17 protein-coding genes and 1 pseudogene are annotated in these 19,528 nt (G+C 61.7%); 12 read left to right on the top strand and 6 right to left on the bottom strand.

The window, feature by feature from the left end; all coding sequences use genetic code 11:
* Positions 1 to 88: 88 nt before the first annotated feature.
* Both BN1119_RS02245 and BN1119_RS02240 read left to right on the top strand, forming a co-directional pair.
* Positions 89 to 1,024, top strand: a complete 936-nt coding sequence (locus BN1119_RS02245) for a ketopantoate reductase family protein (protein WP_041993225.1) — start codon at positions 89 to 91, stop codon at positions 1,022 to 1,024.
* A 41-nt stretch (positions 1,025 to 1,065) separates the two neighbouring features.
* The gene (locus BN1119_RS02240) at positions 1,066 to 1,623 is read left to right on the top strand and encodes a DJ-1 family glyoxalase III (protein ID WP_041993223.1); all 558 of its coding nucleotides are present in this window, start codon (positions 1,066 to 1,068) and stop codon (positions 1,621 to 1,623) included.
* 86 nt (positions 1,624 to 1,709) lie between these two features.
* On the opposite strand, the gene tyrS is transcribed toward BN1119_RS02240, so the two are convergent.
* Positions 1,710 to 2,909, bottom strand: a complete 1,200-nt coding sequence (gene tyrS, locus BN1119_RS02235; RefSeq protein ID WP_041993220.1) for a tyrosine--tRNA ligase — start codon at positions 2,907 to 2,909, stop codon at positions 1,710 to 1,712.
* Between the two features lie 114 nt (positions 2,910 to 3,023).
* On the opposite strand from tyrS, the gene BN1119_RS02230 reads away from it, so the two are divergent.
* Positions 3,024 to 4,325 carry a peptidoglycan DD-metalloendopeptidase family protein gene (locus BN1119_RS02230; RefSeq protein ID WP_041993218.1) on the top strand — a complete coding sequence of 434 codons (1,302 nt, stop codon included), beginning with the start codon at positions 3,024 to 3,026 and terminating at the stop codon, positions 4,323 to 4,325.
* Positions 4,326 to 4,661: 336 nt separating this feature from the next.
* A complete protein-coding gene (locus BN1119_RS02225) occupies positions 4,662 to 5,786 on the top strand; it encodes an anhydro-N-acetylmuramic acid kinase (protein ID WP_041993215.1) in 1,125 nt (374 codons plus the stop codon).
* 113 nt (positions 5,787 to 5,899) lie between these two features.
* On the opposite strand, the gene BN1119_RS02220 is transcribed toward BN1119_RS02225, so the two are convergent.
* Positions 5,900 to 6,301, bottom strand: a complete 402-nt coding sequence (locus BN1119_RS02220; protein WP_244463664.1) for a hypothetical protein — start codon at positions 6,299 to 6,301, stop codon at positions 5,900 to 5,902.
* 1,139 nt (positions 6,302 to 7,440) lie between these two features.
* Between BN1119_RS02220 and BN1119_RS02215 the strand changes: the two genes are divergently transcribed.
* A complete protein-coding gene (locus BN1119_RS02215; RefSeq protein WP_041993212.1) occupies positions 7,441 to 8,706 on the top strand; it encodes a RidA family protein in 1,266 nt (421 codons plus the stop codon).
* 105 nt (positions 8,707 to 8,811) lie between these two features.
* Here BN1119_RS02215 and BN1119_RS20335 read toward each other — a convergent pair whose 3' ends face one another.
* The 3 genes from BN1119_RS20335 to tkt form a co-directional block, all read right to left on the bottom strand.
* On the bottom strand, positions 8,812 to 9,321 hold the full coding sequence (locus tag BN1119_RS20335) for a hypothetical protein (RefSeq protein ID WP_157438603.1): 510 nt from the start codon (positions 9,319 to 9,321) through the stop codon (positions 8,812 to 8,814).
* Positions 9,308 to 9,835 carry a hypothetical protein gene (locus BN1119_RS20330; RefSeq protein WP_157438602.1) on the bottom strand — a complete coding sequence of 176 codons (528 nt, stop codon included), beginning with the start codon at positions 9,833 to 9,835 and terminating at the stop codon, positions 9,308 to 9,310. The genes BN1119_RS20335 and BN1119_RS20330 overlap by 14 nt, the downstream gene beginning before the upstream one ends.
* Positions 9,836 to 10,018: 183 nt before the next feature.
* Complete coding sequence (gene tkt, locus BN1119_RS02210; RefSeq protein WP_041993208.1) at positions 10,019 to 12,010, bottom strand: transketolase; 1,992 nt, start codon at positions 12,008 to 12,010, stop codon at positions 10,019 to 10,021.
* A 331-nt stretch (positions 12,011 to 12,341) separates the two neighbouring features.
* Between tkt and metK the strand changes: the two genes are divergently transcribed.
* The 7 genes from metK (at position 12,342) to ruvX (ending at position 17,996) form a co-directional block, all read left to right on the top strand.
* A complete protein-coding gene (gene metK / locus BN1119_RS02205) occupies positions 12,342 to 13,493 on the top strand; it encodes a methionine adenosyltransferase (protein WP_041993205.1) in 1,152 nt (383 codons plus the stop codon).
* A gap of 149 nt (positions 13,494 to 13,642) precedes the next feature.
* The gene (locus tag BN1119_RS02200) at positions 13,643 to 14,173 is read left to right on the top strand and encodes a SprT family zinc-dependent metalloprotease (protein WP_041993201.1); all 531 of its coding nucleotides are present in this window, start codon (positions 13,643 to 13,645) and stop codon (positions 14,171 to 14,173) included.
* 65 nt (positions 14,174 to 14,238) lie between these two features.
* Positions 14,239 to 14,928: an endonuclease gene (locus BN1119_RS02195; protein WP_041993198.1), complete on the top strand. Its 690-nt coding sequence runs from the start codon at positions 14,239 to 14,241 to the stop codon at positions 14,926 to 14,928.
* Positions 14,929 to 15,058: 130 nt separating this feature from the next.
* The gene (gene rsmE, locus BN1119_RS02190) at positions 15,059 to 15,790 is read left to right on the top strand and encodes a 16S rRNA (uracil(1498)-N(3))-methyltransferase (RefSeq protein ID WP_041993194.1); all 732 of its coding nucleotides are present in this window, start codon (positions 15,059 to 15,061) and stop codon (positions 15,788 to 15,790) included.
* Between the two features lie 51 nt (positions 15,791 to 15,841).
* Positions 15,842 to 16,792, top strand: coding sequence for a glutathione synthase (gene gshB / locus BN1119_RS02185; protein WP_041993191.1), 951 nt, complete (start codon positions 15,842 to 15,844; stop codon positions 16,790 to 16,792).
* 199 nt (positions 16,793 to 16,991) lie between these two features.
* Positions 16,992 to 17,546 carry a YqgE/AlgH family protein gene (locus BN1119_RS02180; RefSeq protein ID WP_041993188.1) on the top strand — a complete coding sequence of 185 codons (555 nt, stop codon included), beginning with the start codon at positions 16,992 to 16,994 and terminating at the stop codon, positions 17,544 to 17,546.
* A gap of 27 nt (positions 17,547 to 17,573) precedes the next feature.
* Entirely contained in the window at positions 17,574 to 17,996 is a 423-nt protein-coding gene (gene ruvX, locus BN1119_RS02175; protein ID WP_041993186.1) for a Holliday junction resolvase RuvX, read from the top strand.
* 218 nt (positions 17,997 to 18,214) lie between these two features.
* Here ruvX and ampC read toward each other — a convergent pair.
* Positions 18,215 to 19,376, bottom strand: a pseudogene (gene ampC, locus BN1119_RS02170) (class C beta-lactamase).
* Positions 19,377 to 19,528: the final 152 nt, after the last annotated feature.

The raw sequence follows: 19,528 nt of genomic DNA, 5'->3' as shown, positions 1-19,528 counted from the left end.
CCTTGCCATTGCCGACAGGTGAGACCCATGAGTGTCCACCTCCAAGCCTCCCAGGCTGGACGGCCCACCCTGATGATCGAGTCATATCATGCCAAGCGGATCCCAACTTCCCCCTTCCCCCTCCTGGTCCCTGCTCGGTTGTGGCGCACTCGGCGGCGTGTTCGCCACCCTGCTGACCCAATCCGGCCAACCCACACAGCTGCTGCTGCGCGAGCGCCACAGAGCCACCCTGCATCCTGTCGTCGACTTCACCGGTCTGGATGGTCAGCATACCCTCATCGCCATCCCCCGCGCCTTCGTGGCCGATCGCCCGGCCATCCGCCGCCTGCTGGTGATGACCAAGGCGGACCAGGTGATCCCGGCTCTGCTCCCTCTCCTCGGCAAGCTGGACAAGCAGGTGCCCATCGTCCTGCTGCACAACGGCATGGGAGTGGCCGAGCGCGTGGTCGAGCTGTTCCCCGACAACCCCGTCATCGCCGGCGTCACCAGCCATGGCGCCCTGCAGCAGGGCCACTTCGTGTTTCGTCACACCGGCCGGGGCGAGACCTGGCTCGGCCCGGTCAACGAGGCGGGGCGCCAGTTTGCCCCCCTGGCCGATCGACTGGCCCAGGCCCTGGGTCAGGCGAGCTGGGATGAGCAGATCCTCACCCGCCAGTGGCACAAGCTCGCCATCAACTGCGCCATCAACCCCCTCACCGCCCTCTATCGCATCAAGAATGGCGAGCTGACGGGTCCGCGCTTTGCCGACACCCTGCAGCAGATCTGCATCGAGGTGGCCGACGTCATGAACGCCGAGGGGATCACCACCACGGCGGAGGAGCTGGCGCGGCGGGTGCAATCGGTCGCCGGGCTCACCGCCGACAACTACTCCTCCATGCACCAGGATCTGGAGCAGGGCAAGGAGACGGAGATAGAGGCCATCACCGGCTTCCTGCTGGCCAGGGCCCAGGCACACGGCATCATGGTGCCGGTCAATCAGGGGCTCTACCAGGCCATCAAGGATCGCAGCCAGGACCAGGGCTAAGCTTTGACGGCCCGCCCCCCATTTCTCACAGGAGTCACCCCATGAGCGTCTTGTTGCTGGTCGCCCCCGGCTCGGAAGAGATAGAAACCGTCGCCACCCAGGACGTGCTGGTGCGCGCCGGCATCGAGGTGGTGCTCGCCTCCTGCTGCCCGACCGGTCAGCGCCTCGTCCGCGCCTCCCGTGGTGTGCAGCTGATGGCAGATTGCCACCTCGACGAGCTGCCAGCAGGCGACTTCGAGTTGATCGTCGTGCCCGGCGGCCTGCCCGGCAGCGAATGTATTCGGGATAACCCCAGGGCCATCGCCCTGCTGCGGGCCCAGGCCGAGGCGGGCCGCTGGCGCGCGGCCCTGTGCGCCGCCCCCGCCGTGGTATTGCTGCCCCATGGTCTGCTGGGGGAGGCCAAGGCCACCTGCCATCCCGGCTTCTGGGCCCGGATCCCCGCCTCCCAGCTCAGCCAGGAGCGCGTCGTCATAGATAGCGGCTCTCGACTGGTGACCAGTCAGGGACCCGGCACCGCCATCGAGTTTGCCCTCGCCCTGGTGCGAGTGCTGCGGGGCGCCGAGGCGGCCGATGCCGTGGCCCGCCCCATGGTGCTGTAACCGGCAGGGGAACTGTCCGAGTCACGCCAACGAAAAGGCCTCCGCAAGGGAGGCCTTTCTCTTATGGCGGCGCCGGAGGTGGCGACTTACTTGACGGTCACCCGAGCAAACTTGCGCTTGCCAACCTGGTAGACGGCGGTGCCGGCACCGATGAGTGCCTTGCCATCATCCAGCTTCTCGCCATCCACCTTCACCGCGCCCTGCTTGATCATGCGCAGCGCCTCGGAGGTGGTGGCCACCAGATCGGCCTCCTTGAGCAGGTTGGCGATGGCCAGGCCGTCGCCTTCCAGGGCCAGTTCGACTTCCGGCATCTCGTCCGGGATGGCGTTCTTGGAGAAGCGCTGGGTGAAGTCTTCGTGGGCCGCCTCGGCTGCCGCTTGGTCGTGGTAACGGGCGATGATCTCCTTGGCCAGCCAGATCTTCACGTCGCGCGGGTTCAGGGTCCCGGCTTCGATCCCTGCCTTGAACTCTTCAATTTCAGCCAGCGGACGGAAGGAGAGCAGCTCGTAGTAGTTCCACATCAGGGTGTCGGTGATGGACATGATCTTGCCGAACATCTCCCCCGGGGCGTCGTGCACGCCTATGTAGTTGGCAGCGGACTTGGACATCTTCTTGACGCCGTCCAGGCCCACCAAGAGCGGCATCATCAGCACGCACTGGGTCGCCATGCCCGCATCTTTTTGCAGCTCGCGGCCCATCAGCAGGTTGAACTTCTGATCGGTACCGCCGAGCTCGACGTCCGCTTTGAGCGCGACCGAGTCATAGCCTTGCAGCAGCGGATAGAGGAATTCGTGAATGGCGATGGACTGGCCGCCGCTGTAGCGCTTCTTGAAATCGTCGCGCTCCATCATGCGGGCCACGGTCTGCTTGGCCGCCAGCTTGATCATGCCGGTCGCGCCCAGCTCGCCGAGCCAGGTGGAGTTGTACTCGATGCGGGTCTTGGCCGGGTCGAGGATCTTGAACGCCTGCTCCGCATAGGTGAGGGCGTTGTGCTTGATGGCCTCTTCGGAGAGCGGCGGACGGGTGGCGTTCTTGCCGGAGGGATCCCCCACCATGGCGGTGAAGTCGCCAATCAGCAGGATGATCTCGTGGCCCAGGTCCTGGAAGGTCTTCAGCTTGTTGAGGATCACGGTGTGACCCAGGTGGATGTCAGGTGCCGTCGGGTCCATCCCCAGCTTGATGCGCAGGGGGCGCCCTTCCTTCAACTTGGCAACCAGTTCCTCTTCCACCAGAATTTCTTCCGCTCCGCGCTTGATCTCGGCTAGCGCCACCTCGAGCTGGGACATTTTTTGACTCTCCAATCACGATTCCACAGGGCCAGCCATATTACTGGAATGGCGGGCCAATTGGAAAGGCGGTAAACTCCGAGCTTCTTCCCGGCTCAACTTCGTCAGCTTCCCATGGTCCTTTGGCACGCCTTCAACTCTCTCCCCACCTGGCACCGCAAGATGGTGCTTATTCTGAGCATACTGGTGATGATGCTGGCGGCCTGGCCGAGCGAGCGCGCCGTGGCCACCCGGGTCGATGACAACGACAACGAACTGGCCGTCGAGCAGCAGGTCGACGAGGAGGCGCTGCTGGCACGGGCCGAACCCGTCACCCCGCCCAAGCCGCGTTATGTCACCAGGCAGGTGAAGGTGCGCAGCGGCGACAACATGGGGGTCATCTTCCAGCGTCTGGGCCTGAGCACCGCGGATCTGCACCTCATCGATCAGCTCGAGGGCACGGATACCCTGCGCCTGCTCAGGCCCGGCCAGGAGCTCACCTTCAAGCTCACCCAGGGCGGCGAGCTGCACAGCCTCTATTACCCCCACAGCCTGGAGCAGGCGCTCAAGGTGAGCCGCAAGGACGACAGCTTCACCGCCAGGGCCGTTCGTCTCGAGCTGGACACCCGGGAAGCGAGCGCCCAGGGCAGCATTCGCTCCAGCTTCTGGGGCGCCGCCGTGGAGGCGGGCATGACGGAGGATCAGATCATGGATCTCGCCGCCATCTTCGGCTGGGACATCGACTTTGCCCAGGACCTGCAACCGGGGGACAGCTTCCGGGTGCTGTTCGAGGAGAAGTATCAGGATGAGGAGCGGGTCGCTTCCGGCGACATCCTGGCAGCCGAGTTCATCAACCAGGGCGAGATCTATCGCGCCGTGTTGAGCGAGGATGGCAACTACTACACCCCGGCGGGCAAGGCGATGCGCAAGAGCTTCCTGCGCGCCCCGGTCAACTTCAAGTACATCAGCTCCAACTTCAACCCCCGCCGCCTGCACCCGGTCACCGGCAAGGTGCGCCCCCACAACGGCATCGACTATGTGGCGCCGGTGGGCACCCCCATCATGGCGGCGGGCGGTGGCAGCGTGGTGGCGGCCGGTTACAACCAGTTCAACGGCAACTACGTCTTCATCAAGCACGCCGGCAACTATGTGACCAAGTACCTGCACCTCTCCAAGCGCACCGTCAACAAGGGGCAGCGGGTGAAACAGGGGCAGACCATAGGCCTGCTCGGCGGCACCGGCCGGGTCACAGGCCCGCACCTGCACTATGAATTCGTGGTGGGCGGTATCCACAAGAACCCGCGCACCCTGATCCTGCCCCAGGCCGAGACCCTGAGCGGCAACGCCCTGAGCCGATTCAAGGTGCAGGCCCGCCAGCAACTCGCCAAGCTGGAGCAGCCGCAGTTGCAACTCGCCCAGCGCCGGGACGCCTCTTGACGGCCACCTCGGCGACCGGCGACACGGGCCGCTCGCACGCCCCTGAACCACAAGGAGCCTTGTCATGGCAGAACGTCATATCGGATTGATGTCGGGGACCGGAGCAGGGTATGGCATGGCATCGAACCGTCCCTCTGTACCACTGAAGAGGTGATGTCATGAGAGAGCGTTTTATCCGATTGATCTCGGGGACCGGAGCGGGGCATGGCATCGAACCGTCCCTCTGTACCACTGAAGAGGTGATGTCATGAGCGAGCGTTTTATCCGATTGATCTCGGGGACCGGAGCAGGGTATGGCATCGGACCATTCCTTTGCATCATTGAAAGGGGGTTGTCATGACTGAACGCTATATAGGATTGATGTCCGGAACCAGCCTGGACGGCATTGATGCCGTGCTGGTGAGCATGGAGGGCGAGACCCTCAAGGTCGAGACGGCCCTCTGCCATCCCTGGCCTGCCGATACCGCCCGCACCCTGCATGACCTCTGCACTCCGGGGGAGAGCGAAATCGACCGCATGGGGGTGGCCGACAATCGGGTGGCCCGCGAATTTGCCGCCGCCACCCAGGCCCTGCTCGCCAAGGCCGGCCTCACGCCTGCCGATATTCGCGCCATCGGCAGCCACGGCCAGACCATTCGCCACCGTCCCGCCCTCGGCTTTACCCTGCAGATAGGCAATGCGGCCCTGCTGGCGGCGCTGACCGGCATCGACGTGGTGGCCGATTTTCGCACCATGGACATGGCCCTCGGCGGTCAGGGGGCGCCCCTGGTGCCCGCCTTCCATCAGGCGCTCTTTGCCCGCCCCGGCGCCCTGCGGGTGGTGCTGAACCTCGGCGGCATCGCCAATATCTCTGTGCTGCCCGGTAAGATCGATGGCGGATCTGGTTCAGGGGTATATGGCTTCGATACCGGCCCGGCCAACACCCTGCTCGACGGCTGGTATCGCCGCCATCATCCCCACGGCGACAGCTATGATGCCGGTGGCCAGTGGGCCGCGAGCGGCCAGCTTGTTCCCGCGCTGCTCGAGAAACTGCTGGCTCACCCCTACTTCGCCGCCCCCGCTCCCAAGAGCACGGGGCGGGAGATGTTCACCCTGGAGTGGCTCGACGGCGAGCTGGCAGGCACGGCATACGCCCCCGTGGATGTGCAGCGCACCCTGCAGGCGCTGACCTGCCACAGCATCGCCCGCCAGTTGCCCGCACTGGATGGTGCGCCAACCCGGCCCGAGCTGTTTGTCTGCGGCGGCGGTGCCCACAACGCCCCGCTGCTGGCAGAGCTTTCGGCCCTGCTCCCTGGCTGGCATCTGGCCAGCACAGCCCTGCTCGGCCTCGCGCCGGACTGGGTGGAAGGGGCCGCCTTTGCCTGGCTGGCACAGCGCTTTATCCAGCAAAAGCCGGGCAACCTGCCTGCGGTGACCGGCGCCAGCCGCCCGGCGGTGCTGGGCGCCCTCTATCCCGCCTGAGGCGGGTCACCGAGCGCCATCCCCCCGAATAGAACAAGCCCGAACAGGTGCACCTGATCGGGCTTGTTTATATGGCTGACGCCAGATGGCCCAGACCCGCCACTGGATGCGCCCTACCCGAGCCGCTCCTTCAGCCTGGCCGCCTGCGCCTTGAAGGTTTCATAATCGGCGGCGTGCCGGCTTTTTGCTGCGGTGATCCACTGCACGCCCGTCTCGTCGGCGTGGGAAAATTCGATGCGAAATTCATATTTCGCGCTAGAGAGCAGCCCCATCAGGGCGCCAACCAGAAAACCCACCAGGGGCAGGAACAGCACGATGAGCCAGTTGCCCGCCTGCTCGTAGGAAGGAGTGAAGTAGAAGAGCACACTGGAGGTGACCACCCCCAGCAACAAGATCTTCTTGAGCCGATCCATCCAGCCGAGTGCTTTTACCTGCACGCCGACGATACGAGCCAGATCGTAGCGATCCTTGTTGACCCTCAGTGTGTTGTCCGACTGTTCAATGGCAATGGCCATCCTGATACTCCGTCCTGTTGGCTATGGCGATAACGGGTCTGCCGTGGCAGCCCCGGGCTGTGCATCCCGTGGGCATGACGGGACCAGCGGCCAGCCACAGGGGCGATGGGCGGCGCCTCCCCCCAACAGGAACACACGATGCGCATGGTATCGTATGGCGCCAGAGTTCAAAAGAAGTTGAAGTCAAAAGGCGAGGCGGCTCACCTCCTGCCTGACCCTTGTCGCCCGTGCTGCCTGTGTCTTTCCTGACAATCCCTGCTCTTGGGCAAGGTAGTTGGGTATCCGGAAGGCGGGAGCCAGATTGCATCGCAAAGAGAGTGGGATACGCCTGGGCGGCAAAGCAGGGCAAACTCAGGTGGAGGGTCATGGCTGGAGCGATATATACCGGCGGGGCGGCGAGTCGGGGCAGGCCCCTCCCCTTGCCTGCTTCTGCTGCCTGCTGGCGGGCTGCATTCGCGCCGCTGAAAAAATATGGCATAGGCGACGCGCCGACCAGCCCATGTCTGCCTCGGCATCAGGGGCTAAAAAGCGCCCTCTCTTTCTCCCGTATTTATGTCATGACCTGTGGCCATGCAGAGAGGATGAATGTTATTTCAGTGTGCTCACCGCAGCATATTTTGGCGGCGCTGAACAGGGCGTCGAGAGAGCGATAAATAGATAGCTATGCAAAACCGGGAGAATAAGCTGCAATTTCGCCAAAAGTATTAACGGAGGATTCACAGGCTGTAACCCTGATGCGCGACAATATGGCGCTATCTGGTTCCACTTTCATATCAAAGCGGGATCGTCATCACCTTTATTTACCATGCCCGTCATGAATTGAATCGCAAAATGAATATATTTCACTCTGTTGAGCCACCTCATAGAAACAGGATCCCGGTTTGCATCCCCGGATAGCCGCCCCCTAGAATCCTTCCGTCTGAATCACCAGGCCAAACTCTCTCCCTTGTCTGTTGCACGCGCTGTCTGCATCGAAACAGGGCTCGACACTGTGATGATCGTTCTCCTTTTCTCCGTCGCCCTGCGGCGGGAACGGGCAACTGTTGCCGCAATATCACGAGTCATCAGCGTGCCGCATTCGGTCAGGGAAGAACAATGCGGCCCGGACCCTACATCAAAAACGAAAAAGGAGTATCGCCATGAGTGGTACCATCATCAAATCCGCCAGAAATACCCCCAATGCGCCTCAGGATCTGGGGCCCTATACCCAGAGCGTGGCCTTCTCCCACTACAACAATATTGCCGCCCAGCTCCCCGTCGTTCCGAAAACGGGCGAGCTGGTCGCAGGGGATATCCAGGCCCAGGCCAGACAGTGTCTCACCAATATCCAGGCCATCGTCCAGAGCATTGGCCACGGCATGGAGGACATGGTGAAGGTGACTCTGTTCCTCGCGGACATAGCCGACCTCGATGCCGTCAACGCCGTCTATCGCGAGTTCTTCCCCCGCAACCTGCCGACCCGAACCGTGCTGGCGGTGGCCGGTCTGCCGCTCGGCGCCGCCATTCAGATGGACGCCCTGCTCTCCAACGGGGAAGGCACCTTCCCCCAAGCCCCCTGCCCGCTGCTCAAACTCGCCCGCAATAGCGACCACGCCCCGCAGGATCCGCTCTCCAGCCAGAGCGTCGCCTTCTCCCATTACAACAATATCGGTGCCCAGCTGCCCCTCGACCCCGCCTCCGGCGCCCTGGTTGACGGTGGCATCCGCGAGCAGGCGGCCCAGTGCCTGCGCAATATCAAGGCGGTGCTGGAGAGCATCGACGTGCCCTTCGACGACATCGTCAAGGTGACCGTCTATCTGACCAATCTGGCGGATCTCGACGCCGTCAACGAGGTCTACACCACCTTCTTCCCGGACTCCGCCATTGCCCGTGCCGTCGCCTATCTGCCCGCTCGCAGCGTGATCGCCGCCTCCGCCCTGCCGCTGGGCGCCCGGGTACAGATGGATGCGGTCATCTCCCACGGTGACGGCACCCCGCCACAACTGGTGGAAGACAGACACAATCTGGTGATCAGCGCCCGCAATACCGACAAGGCGCCGCGCAGCCCGCTGCACACCCAGACAGTCGCCTTCTCCCACTACAACCATATCGCCGGCCAGTTGCCGCTCGACATGGCCACCGGCAAGGTGCTGACCGGTTGCGTCAAGGAGCAGACCGCCCAGTGCCTCGGCCATATCAAGACCATCGTCGAGAGCATCGGCCACGTGATGGACGATATCGTCAAGGTCAATATCCAGCTTGCCAACATCGCGGATCTGGCGGACGTGGATGCCATCTACGCCAAATATTTCCCGGGCTATCTGCCTGCCCGCACCGTGATTGGCGTGAGCGAGCTGCCCGCCGGCGCCCTGGTGCAGATGGATGCCGTACTCTCCAATGCGGAAAGTACCCCGCCGCAGGCGTAAGATTTGTTTTAAAAAATAAAAAGAGACCGGCTGATAGTCGGTCTCTTTTTATGTAACATATGGGGCATTATTTTTATGGCATCAAATTAAAGAACGTTGCATATATTAAACAGGACCACCCGCCACATCGGGATATGCTTTTACCCAAGGGTCCTCATTACCGGTTTCCTTATACCATCTCATGGTGGCATTGAATATCTCAATACCAACATGTATTGCCTCATCATTAAAACCACCTCGAGATGATGGCTCATAAGGATAACGACTTTCAACAAATAAAGCCTTATTCTTTTCAAAAAACGAACAATAACGAGAGAAATTCAATTTGTCATATATATCTCTGTCAATTCTTGCCGCTATATCATTAAAGAGATGGACTTTTTGCTTTATCTCATACTGTTCACCAACTGTACCTTTACGCATGTTATTAGTGGGTTGAGATAGAAAACTCTTCAATATTATCTCTATCGCAATTGCAGCATTGACCATAGCAACAGACTGTAAATTTGGTTGCAACCAAATTACCTTGGCAGCACGTAGATAATCTGATGCTGTTTCTAACATATAGGCAGATTGATTTCTCCCTATCGCATCTAGTTTACTATGAGAGCTCATTTTTCTCCTTATCTATAGCTGAACGCCATAAAATAATATTTGGCAATAATGCACTAAGATTGATATCTGTTGTACCCAACAACATAGATAGAACATTGCTCAGTGGATAGTCCTCTGAATCAGAAACATCCATCACAATTCGCTGAGTATTCATTGCCAATTTACTATTATTTTTACCCTCACCTACCCACTCGGATGAGTGCTTCCACCAATTTGCAGCAGCATTAACCACTGAGATGAATGAAAATTTCATAGAGTAACGCGGACCAATATCAAAAGCTTGTCTTTTTATCACTCCGGTGAGAGTAAGAGTATCATTCAAATATTGTTGTATTGCAGCAAAACCAACACCAACAAAATACTCACCACGATCAGCTAAACCTTCTGATTCAGGAGGGATAGATCTCAACATGGAAAGCCTAACGGCATGAATCTGACCATCTAGTAAAGAAAGTAAATCTGATAAGAGATTTAATTCCCCATCCATATATTCATTATCAATTTTAATATACATAAAACTTCCAAAACATAGTTTATTTCCGTTTAATTAATTTCAAAAAACCATATTAACAATTAAAGAAATATGATTCATTACTATCCACAACAAATTCTTTAAAATAAAAAAAGCCCCCCATCTTGCGATGGAGGGCGTTTTATCGTTCTGGCTATTGAGCCTAAGCGGCCCAATGATCAGCTATTACAGGGACTCAGCGGTCGCAACCACGTTTTCCACGGTAAAGCCGAATTCCTTGAACAGCAGCTCGGCCGGAGCGGACTCACCGAAGGTGCGCATGCCGATGATCTTGCCGCCAAAGCCCACGTACTTGTACCAGTAGTCGGCGATGCCCGCTTCGATGGCCACACGCTTGGTGACGGCGGCCGGCAGGACGGACTCCTTGTACTCGGCGGACTGGGCGTCGAACACATCGGTAGACGGGATGGAGACCACGCGCACGGCACGGCCCTTGGCAGTCAGCTGCTCATAGGCTGCGGCAGCCAGCTCCACTTCGGAACCGGTGGCGATCAGGATCAGCTCCGGGGTACCGGCGCAATCCTTCAGCACGTAACCACCCTTGGCGGCATCGGCCAACTGCTGGGCGGTGCGGTCCATCTGGGCCAGGTTCTGACGGGAGAAGATCAGGGAGGTCGGGCCGTCGGTACGCTCGATGGCGTGTTTCCAGGCGATGGCGGACTCAACCTGGTCACACGGGCGCCAGGTGCTCATGTTCGGGGTCAGACGCAGGGAGGCGATCTGCTCCACCGGCTGGTGAGTCGGACCATCTTCACCCAGACCGATGGAGTCATGGGTGTAGACGAAGATGGCGCGCTGCTTCATCAGGGCGGCCATGCGCAGGGCGTTGCGGGCGTACTCCATGAACATCAGGAAGGTGGCGCCGTAGGGGATGAAACCACCGTGCAGGGCGATGCCGTTCATGATGGCGGACATGCCGAACTCGCGCACGCCGTAGTGGATGTAGTTGCCTGCGGCGCTCTCGGGAGTCAGGGACTTGGAGCCGGACCACATGGTCAGGTTGGACGGCGCGAGATCCGCGGAGCCGCCCATGAATTCCGGCAGCAGCTTGCCGAAGGCTTCCAGAGAGTTCTGGGACGCTTTACGGGTCGCGATCTTGGCCGGGTTGGCCTGCAGGGTTTCGATGATCTTGGCGGATTCAGCAGCCCAGTTGGCCGGCAGCTCGCCAGTGGTGCGGCGCTTGAATTCGGCAGCCAGGGCCGGGTGAGCGGCTTCATAGGCGGCGAACTTGGCAGCCCAGTCGGATTCGAGCTTGGCGCCCTTCTCCTGACCGTTCCACTCGGCGGCGATGTCGGACGGAATGACGAACGGCGCGTGGTCCCACTTCAGGAAGGCACGGGCGGCGGCGATCTCGTCGTTGCCCAGCGGTGCGCCGTGGCAGTCGTGGGAGCCGGACTTGTTCGGGGAACCGTAACCGATGATGGTGCGGCAGCAGATCAGGGTCGGCTTGCCGGTCTCGGCCTTGGCGGCTTCGATGGCGGCGTTGATGGCTTCCGGGTTGTGGCCGTCAACGGCCGGGATGACGTGCCAGCCGTAGGCTTCGAAGCGCTTGGGAGTGTCGTCGGTGAACCAGCCTTCCACGTGACCATCGATGGAGATGCCGTTGTCATCCCAGAACGCGATCAGCTTGCCCAGACCCAGGGTGCCGGCCAGGGAGCAGGCCTCGTGGGAGATACCTTCCATCAGGCAGCCGTCGCCCATAAAGGCGTAGGTGTAGTGGTCGACGACATCAAAGCCCGGCTGGTTGAACTGCTCGGCCATGGCCTTCTCGGCGATCGCCATGCCCACGGCGTTGGTGATGCCCTGACCCAGCGGACCGGTCGTGGTTTCAACGCCCGGCGCGTAGCCGTACTCCGGGTGACCCGGGGTGCGAGAGTGCAGTTGGCGGAAGTTTTTCAGATCCTCGGTGGAGAGGTCATAACCGGAGAGATGCAGCAGGGAGTACAGCAGCATGGAGCCGTGGCCGTTGGAGAGGATGAAACGGTCGCGGTCGGCCCATTTGGGGTTGTTCGGGTTGTGCTTGAGGTGGCTGCGCCACAGCACTTCAGCGATATCCGCCATTCCCATGGGGGCGCCCGGGTGACCGGAGTTGGCTTTTTGCACGGCATCCATACTCAATGCACGGATGGCATTGGCAAGCTCTTTACGAGAAGGCATCTGTATCTCCTGATATTGCTTCATTTGATGGCCAAGTTTTTAGGCGCGTTATTGTCCCAGCAGGGGGCGCGGCGTGCAAATATTATCTGGGCGAATAAAGTGGCTTTGGGAGCGCAGTCGCTTTTCTCGGGCCGGCAAACGATTCGGCCCGCGCCACGTTCCAGCCCTTTGGGGGTAGGGCTGGCTGCGGTCGGCACCAAACCAAAATAGTGCTGGCAATCCCACTGCCCCCTCTCTAAAATAGACGTCCAGATGTAGATACCTCTACAAATCCTGTCCTTTTATCCGGTTATGGCCGAGGCGATAACCCCCAAGCGTTGAGAATTCATCCATGGCAAAGCTGTTTACTTCCGAGTCGGTCTCCGAAGGCCATCCCGATAAAATCGCCGACCAGATCTCCGATGCGGTGCTGGACGCCATCCTGGAGCAGGATCCCATGGCCCGTGTGGCCTGCGAGACTCTGGTCAAGACTGGCATGGTGCTGGTCGGCGGCGAAGTAACCACTTCAGCCTGGGTCGACATCGAGCAGATAGTGCGCGACACCGTGCGCGAGATTGGCTACACCCACTCCGACATGGGCTTCGATGCCGACTCCTGCGCCGTACTCAATGCCATCGGCAAGCAGTCCCCGGACATCAACCAGGGTGTCGACCGCGCCGATCCGTACGAGCAGGGTGCCGGTGACCAGGGCCTGATGTTCGGCTACGCCACCAACGAAACCGACGTGCTGATGCCCGCCCCCATCACCTACTCCCACCTGCTGGTGAAGCGTCAGGCGCAAGTGCGTAAAGACGGGACCCTGCCGTGGCTGCGTCCGGATGCCAAGAGCCAGCTCACCTTCGCCTACGACAGCGAAGGCAAGATCCTGGGCGTCGATGCCGTGGTGCTCTCCACCCAGCATTGCGACTCCATCAGCCACAGCGACCTGGTCGAGGCGGTGCGCGAGGAGATCATCAAGCCGGTGCTGCCGGCCGAGTGGATCAGCAAGGAGACCAAGTTCTTCATCAACCCGACCGGCCGTTTCGTCATCGGCGGCCCCATGGGTGACTGCGGTCTGACCGGTCGCAAGATCATCGTCGACACCTACGGCGGCATGGCCCGTCACGGTGGTGGCGCCTTCTCCGGCAAGGATCCGTCCAAGGTGGATCGCTCCGCCGCCTACGCCGCCCGCTACGTGGCCAAGAACATAGTCGCTGCAGGTCTGGCGGATCGCTGCGAGCTGCAGGTCTCCTACGCCATCGGCGTGGCCGAGCCCACCTCCATCAGCGTCGAGACCTTTGGCACCGCCAAGGTGGCCGAAGAGCTGCTGGTCGCCCTGGTGCGCGAGCACTTCGAACTGCGCCCCTACGGCCTCATCGAGATGCTGGATCTGAAGCGTCCCATCTACCAGGCCACCGCCGCCTACGGCCATTTCGGTCGCGACGAGTTCCCCTGGGAGCGTACCGACAAAGCCGAGCTGCTGCGCGCTGCCGCCGGTCTGTAAGCCGCCATCTGGCAAAGCCATGTGGCAAGAAGGGGAGCCTGGGCTCCCCTTTTTTCATGGCCGCTCTCCGGCTAGGCGTGCGCGCCTCCCCTTGCACCGACGCCAGCAGCGGGTAGACTGCCCCCTCTCGTTCATGCCCTGACATCGCCATGACCCAATCAGTCCCCACACTCCCCCAGATGCAGCAGACCCTGACCGAGCGGGTGGATGCCTGCTTCAGCCAGGCCGAGCTGCGGCTCGGACGCACTTTTGCGCGTCCGCAGATCCACTGCAACATGCGGGGCCGGGCGGCGGGGTCGGCGCGGCTGCAAACCTGGGAGCTGCGTTTCAACCCTGTGCTGTTTGCCGCCAATTATCAGGCCTTCCTGGACGAGGTGGTGCCCCACGAGGTGGCCCATCTGCTGGTCTATGCCCTGTGGGGCGAGGGGCGCGGCAAGAGCCGGGTACTGCCCCACGGCCGCCAGTGGCAGTCGGTGATGCGGGAGCTGTTTGGCCTCGAGCCCAGCACCACCCACAGCTTCGATCTCGCCGTGCTGGCCCAGCCGACCGTGCCCTACGCCTGCACCTGCCAGCAGCACGGGCTCTCCATCCGCCGCCACAACAAGGTGGTGCGCGGCGAGGCTCGCTACCATTGCCGCCGCTGCAAGCAGCCACTGGTGCCGGTGGCGCAGCCTGGCTAGACCGTCGTCCCCGGGGCAAGTCGCTCTCTTTTCTTCGTTCAACCCTTTCACTGCCAAGGATATTCATGTTTCGCCCCCTGCTCTCCCTCGCGCTCGCCCTGCTCATCATTGCCCCGGCCCACGCCCAGACCTTTCGCGAAGCCAAGCGGGATCTGGTCAAGCTCTACCGCACCCAGCCCGCCGTCACCAGCTTCTACTGCGGCTGTGACATCGACTATCGGGGCAAGCAGATGAGCCCGGATCTGGCCAGCTGCGGCTATGAACCGCGCAAGCAGGCCAAGCGCGCCGCCCGCATCGAGTGGGAACACGTGGTGCCCGCCTGGGAGTTCGGCCACCAGCTCCAATGCTGGCAGGAGGGGGGGCGCAAGAATTGCGGCAAGAGCCCGGAATTCAACAAGATGGAGGGGGACATGCACAACCTCTTCCCCGCCATCGGCGAGGTCAACGGCGATCGGGCCAACTACCGCTTCACCGACTGGAACGGCAAGCCGAACCAGTATGGCCAGTGCCAGATGCTGGTGGATTTCAAGGCGCGTCAGGTACAGCCGCCCAAGGGGCCGGTACGGGGCCAGATCGCCCGCGCCTACCTCTACATGAGCCAGCAGCATGGGCTGCGTCTGGCGGCGCAGCAGCGTAGACTGTTCGAGGCCTGGGACCGCCAATACCCGGCACAGGGCTGGGAGTGCGAGCGCAACCGCCGCATCGGCAAGCTGCAGGGCAATACCAATCCCTTCATTGAAAAGCAGTGCCAATAACCCCATTTGACCAGGGAGGGGGAGCGCCCCCTCTCCACCATGAACCCCTTTCCCGCTGTCGCGTGAGCCTTGCTCGCCGCCGTGCAGTAGGGTATTGAAGGGGTTCCAAGCAAGAGACTGACAAGCCGCCATGCGCATTCCACGAATTTACGAACCGGCCCCTCTGCAAGTGGGCCAGACCCTCGCCCTGTCGGAAGACGGTGCCAACCACATAGGCCGGGTGCTGCGCATGCAGCCGGGCCAGCAGCTCGAGCTGTTCAACGGCGACGGCCACCAGTACCCCGCCACCATCACGAGCGTGGGCAAGAAGTCGGTGGAGGTGACCATAGACAGCTGCGACGCCCAGTCGGTGGAATCCCCCCTGGCCATCCACCTGGGCCAGGTGATCAGCCGCGGCGACAAGATGGACTTCACCATCCAGAAATCGGTGGAGCTCGGCGTCACCTGCATCACTCCCCTCTTCTCCGAGCGCTGCGGCGTCAAGCTGCCCGCCGATCGGCTGGAGAAAAAACGCGAGCAGTGGCAGAAGGTGGTGATCAGCGCCTGCGAGCAGTGCGGCCGCAATACCGTGCCCGAGGTGCGCATGCCCATGGAACTGGATGCCTGGCTAGGGGAAGAGACCCAGGAGCTCAAGCTCAACCTGCACCCGCGCGCGCCCTACAGCATCAACACCCTGCCAGTCCCCGAGCACGGGGTGCGTCTGCTGATCGGCCCGGAAGGGGGCTTGTCCAGCGACGAGATCGCCCGTACCGTGCAGGAAGATTTCAAGGAGATGCTGCTGGGGCCGCGGGTGCTGCGCACCGAAACCGCCGCCCTGACCGCCATTACCGCGCTGCAGTGCCGCTTTGGCGATCTGGCCTGAAACAGGTTTTAAGAATCTCACTCGCAATCGAGCCACCAGAAGGAATTTCGGATGACCATCAAACTCGGCATCGTGATGGACCCCATCTCGACCATCAACATCAAGAAGGACTCCAGCTTCGCCATGCTCGAAGAGGCGCAAAAGCGCGGCTACGAGCTCTTCTATCTGGAGATGAAGGATCTCTACATGGAGGGCGGACGGGCGTTTGGCACCATGCGTCCGCTCACCGTCAAGCATGACTATGCCCACTGGTTCAGCCTGGGGGAGGTGGTGGATCAGCCGCTGTCGACCCTGGACGCGATCCTGATGCGCAAGGATCCCCCCTTCGACACCGAGTTCATCTACGCCACCTACATGCTGGAGCGGGCCGAGGACGAGGGCTGCCTCATCGTCAACAAGCCCCAGAGCCTGCGCGACGCCAACGAGAAGCTCTACACCGCCTGGTTTGCCGAGCACACCCCGACCACCCTGGTCACTCGCCGCGCCGACAAGCTGCGCGCCTTCCACGCCGAGCACAAGGACGTCATCCTCAAGCCCCTGGATGGCATGGGCGGCGCCTCCATCTTTCGCATGAAGGAAGATGACGCCAACGTCGGCGTCATCATCGAGACCCTCACCGCCCACGGCAGCCAGTACTGCATGGCCCAGACCTTCCTGCCCGCCATCAAGGAGGGGGACAAGCGGGTGCTGGTGGTGGACGGCGAGCCCGTGCCCTACTGCCTGGCCCGCATCCCGGCCCAGGGGGAGACCCGTGGCAACCTGGCGGCCGGTGGTCGTGGCGAGGCGCGCCCCCTGAGCGAGTCCGACTGGGCCATCGCCCGCGCGGTCGGTCCGACCCTCAAGGAGAAGGGGCTTATCTTCGTCGGCCTCGACATCATAGGCGATCGGCTGACCGAGATTAACGTCACCAGCCCCACCTGCATCCGCGAGATCGAAGCCGCCTTCCCGGTGCATATCACCGGCATGCTGATGGACGCCATCGAGCGCCGCCTCGGCCGCTAAGCCAGAGGCCCTGACGAGAAAGGGAGTGGCCAGGCCACTCCCTTTTTTATCTGACGGCCGCCATCTGGATGGGGATGCGCTGCCATCGGCCCGCCCTGACAGCCCCCGCCAGGGCGGCGCCGGGCGAAAAAGCGGTTTTGCCCACCCGCCCTAGCTGCCATAATTGGCCCAAATCCTCGGCCCATGCACTCTTTGACCCATGCAAACACTGCAAAATCATTTTCTGCTCGCCATGCCGAGCCTCAAGGATCCCTACTTCGAGCGCGCCCTCGTCTATCTGTGTGAACACAATGCCGAAGGTGCCATGGGGCTGGTAGTCAACATCCCGGTGGACATGTCCCTGGACACCATGCTGACCCAGCTCAAGCTGACGCCGCCCCCCAGACCCGAGCTCAAGCAGCCGGTGCTGCAAGGGGGACCGGTCGCCGCCGAACGCGGATTCGTGCTCCACAGCTTTCGCCCCGGCTTCAACTCCACCCTGCAGGTCAGTGACGAGCTCATGGTCACCACCTCCAAGGACATCCTGGAGACCCTGGGCACGGACGAGGCCCCGGATCACTACCTGGTGGCCCTGGGCTATGCCGGCTGGAGCGCCGGCCAGCTCGAGCAGGAGCTGGTGGACAGCGCCTGGCTGGTGATACCGCCGGATCCTGCCCTGCTGTTCGAGACCCCCACCCATCTGCGCTGGCAGCAAGCCGCCGCCAGCATAGGGGTCAATCCCCTGCACCTCTCCAGCGACATAGGCCACGGCTGAGCCGGGCCGCCACTTTAGGAACAGACGATGTCATCACGCAGCATCATGGGCTTTGACTACGGCACCAAGAGCATAGGGGTCGCCATCGGCCAGGAGCTCACAGGTACGGCCCAGCCCCTTCGCTCCCTCAAGGCCAACGACGGCATTCCCAACTGGGACGAGATTGAAAAGTTGCTCAAGGAGTGGCAGCCGGATCTGCTCATTGTCGGCCTGCCGCTGAACATGGATGGCACGGATCAGGAGATCACGGTGCGGGCCCGCAAGTTCGGTAACCGCCTCCATGGCCGCTTCGGCAAGCCGGTGGAATTCAAGGACGAGCGGCTCACCACCACGGATGCCCGTGCCCGCCTGTTCGAGCGCGGCGGCTACAGGGCACTGGACAAGGGCAGCGTGGACGGGGTCTCCGCCCAGCTCATCGTCGAAGCCTGGATGGAAGAGCAGTACGGTTGAGCCAGGGGGCCGATCACAGGTTATCTCCCCGCCCCCGCAGACGCCCCCCATGGCAGCGCGCCAACCCACAGCAGCCCTGGCCGCCATGACGAACCGCGAAACGGTGAAGGCGGTCAAGCCATGCCGGCCATCCCCTGATGACATGACAATGCCGGGCAGCCCCCAGAAGTACGCCGGGCTGTCCCGGCGTACTTCCGTCCATCAAGGGGGTCGAACTGTCACTCCGTCAGCCGGCTCAGGATGGCGTGGGCCGCCTCGACACGGGCGTCATTCGGATAGTTTCGATTGGCCAGCATGACGATGCCGATGCTCTGGGCCGGAACGAAGGCCACATAGGCGCCGAAGCCGTTGGTCGATCCCGTCTTGTTGAACAGGGTCTCGCCCTTCGCCACCACAGGCTTGGCGATGGGCGTCACCCCATGGGCCTTGAACGCCATATCGGCACTGTTGCCGGCTTGCAGCTCGGCCAGGCTCAGCGGGTAGTCATACATCTCCCACCCCAGCCCCTGGGTCATCTCCCCCACAGAGTAGAAACCGGTACGGGTCAGCGCCATCGCACGCTTGATCCCATCGTCTCCCTGATAGGCCATGTTGGCCTCGACAAACTTCAGCAGATCCGCCGAGTTGGTCTTGATGCCATAGGCCTCGTCCGCCCGGATTGACCCGAATAGGCTTGCCCTCTTTCGAGTAGCCATAGGCGTAGTTGGCCATGGCCGCAGCGGGCACCTTGAGATAGGTATGCTCAAGGCCGAGTCCGGGCAGCAGGGTCTGGCTCATCAGCCGCTCAAACGGCTGACCCAGGCTCTGCGCCGCCAGATGGCCAAACAGACCGATGCTGGGGTTGGAGTACTGGCGATGGCTGCCTGCCGGGTAGGCTGGTGTCCACTGGCGATAGTAGGCATGCATCTTGTCCGTGGAGTCCACCTCGTCGGGGAATTGCAGCGGCAGGCCCCCGGCGCTGTAGGTGGCCAGCTCCCCCATGGTGATGCCGTCAAATGCCGATCCCTTGAGCCAGGCGGCATGCTGACTCACCTTGTCATCGAGCTGGAATCCCCCCTTGATCAGGGCGTAGGCCCCAAGCGTTGCGGTAAGAGTCTTGCTGACCGAGCCTATCTCGAACAGGGTCTGATCGCTCACCCGCTGGCCGCTCTCCTGGTTGGCCATCCCATAGTTGAAGTAGTGGGCCTTGCCATCTTTCAACACCGCCACCGCCATGCCGGGAATGTGATGCTCCTTCAGCAGGGGCTTGATGGTGGCGTCGACGGTCTGGCGCAGGGCATCAGGCCCTGTGCCGGACGTGCTCCTTACCGTATCGGCCAGCGTCTGGCCGGCCCACAGCAGCGCACTCGCCACCAAAGTCATCCGCAGGTGTTGTTTCATCACTCTCTTGTCCTCTCATTTGTCGGGATCGCCGCCCGTACGGCGAACAGTGAGGCCAGCATAGGACACCTGCATGTGCTGGGTATGAGCTTGTGTGAAGTCCGGGTGAAGTGACGCCGGTTCGCCCATGAAAAAGGGGAGCCAGTGGCTCC

It is taken from the genome of Aeromonas bivalvium (genome assembly GCF_000819765.1).
GTDB classification, from domain to species: Bacteria; Pseudomonadota; Gammaproteobacteria; order Enterobacterales; family Aeromonadaceae; genus Aeromonas; species Aeromonas bivalvium.
This window is presented reverse-complemented; position numbering and strand designations above follow the sequence as displayed.

Bases quoted from the DNA above. Each gene is read 5' to 3' on its own strand.
- BN1119_RS02180 (WP_041993188.1), top strand. From the start codon at position 16,992: ATGCAAACACTGCAAAATCATTTTCTGCTCGCCATGCCGAGCCTCAAG.
- metK (WP_041993205.1), top strand. From the start codon at position 12,342: ATGGCAAAGCTGTTTACTTCCGAGTCGGTCTCCGAAGGCCATCCCGAT.
- BN1119_RS02230 (WP_041993218.1), top strand. From the start codon at position 3,024: ATGGTCCTTTGGCACGCCTTCAACTCTCTCCCCACCTGGCACCGCAAG.
- BN1119_RS02200 (WP_041993201.1), top strand. From the start codon at position 13,643: ATGACCCAATCAGTCCCCACACTCCCCCAGATGCAGCAGACCCTGACC.
- BN1119_RS02240 (WP_041993223.1), top strand. From the start codon at position 1,066: ATGAGCGTCTTGTTGCTGGTCGCCCCCGGCTCGGAAGAGATAGAAACC.
- BN1119_RS02245 (WP_041993225.1), top strand. From the start codon at position 89: ATGCCAAGCGGATCCCAACTTCCCCCTTCCCCCTCCTGGTCCCTGCTC.
- BN1119_RS02215 (WP_041993212.1), top strand. From the start codon at position 7,441: ATGAGTGGTACCATCATCAAATCCGCCAGAAATACCCCCAATGCGCCT.
- BN1119_RS02225 (WP_041993215.1), top strand. From the start codon at position 4,662: ATGACTGAACGCTATATAGGATTGATGTCCGGAACCAGCCTGGACGGC.
- BN1119_RS02220 (WP_244463664.1), bottom strand. From the start codon at position 6,301: ATGGCCATTGCCATTGAACAGTCGGACAACACACTGAGGGTCAACAAG.
- tyrS (WP_041993220.1), bottom strand. From the start codon at position 2,909: ATGTCCCAGCTCGAGGTGGCGCTAGCCGAGATCAAGCGCGGAGCGGAA.
- BN1119_RS02195 (WP_041993198.1), top strand. From the start codon at position 14,239: ATGTTTCGCCCCCTGCTCTCCCTCGCGCTCGCCCTGCTCATCATTGCC.
- ruvX (WP_041993186.1), top strand. From the start codon at position 17,574: ATGTCATCACGCAGCATCATGGGCTTTGACTACGGCACCAAGAGCATA.
- BN1119_RS20335 (WP_157438603.1), bottom strand. From the start codon at position 9,321: ATGAGCTCTCATAGTAAACTAGATGCGATAGGGAGAAATCAATCTGCC.
- tkt (WP_041993208.1), bottom strand. From the start codon at position 12,010: ATGCCTTCTCGTAAAGAGCTTGCCAATGCCATCCGTGCATTGAGTATG.
- gshB (WP_041993191.1), top strand. From the start codon at position 15,842: ATGACCATCAAACTCGGCATCGTGATGGACCCCATCTCGACCATCAAC.
- BN1119_RS20330 (WP_157438602.1), bottom strand. From the start codon at position 9,835: ATGTATATTAAAATTGATAATGAATATATGGATGGGGAATTAAATCTC.
- rsmE (WP_041993194.1), top strand. From the start codon at position 15,059: ATGCGCATTCCACGAATTTACGAACCGGCCCCTCTGCAAGTGGGCCAG.